The 486-nt window shown below is 67.1% G+C and carries 1 protein-coding gene; it reads left to right on the top strand.

The features are described 5' to 3' along the window. Positions 1-47: 47 nt before the first annotated feature. A partial coding sequence (locus AAH991_RS40240) for an ABC transporter permease (RefSeq protein WP_428834103.1) occupies positions 48-486 on the top strand: 439 nt, incomplete at its 3' end.

Genomic DNA, 486 nt, shown 5'->3' on the forward strand with positions numbered 1-486 from the left:
GACCCCCGGGTCCGTCGAAGCAGAAACTTCCTCTGAAGGAGCGTTGCATGACTAAGGTCGATCAGGCCGCGCCGGCCGGTCCGGGTGTGAAAGCGCCGGGTGCCGGTGGCCGCCTGGGGCGGCTGGGTGAGGTCCGGCATGTCGGGTTGGTAGCGGCCTTGGTGCTGCTGGCGATCGTGGGTGTGGTGACCCGGCCGGAGAACTTCGCCACCTCCTCCAACCTGGTCAGCATTCTGGCGCTGGCCTCGACCATCGGTGTGATCACGGTCGGGATGACCTTCGTGATCATCGGTGGTGGCATCGACCTGTCGGTCGGCGCGTTGATGGCGCTGGCCTCGGTCTGGGCGACCACGCTGGCGACCCAGGCGTACGGGCCGGTCGTGATGATCGTGTGTGCGGTGCTGGTGGGCACCGGCGCGGGGTTGTTGAACGGCATCCTGGTCTCCTATGGGCGGATGGTGCCGTTCATCGCGACGCTGGCGATGA

It is taken from the genome of Microbispora sp. ZYX-F-249, assembly GCF_039649665.1.
Taxonomy (GTDB): domain Bacteria; phylum Actinomycetota; class Actinomycetes; order Streptosporangiales; family Streptosporangiaceae; genus Microbispora; species Microbispora maris.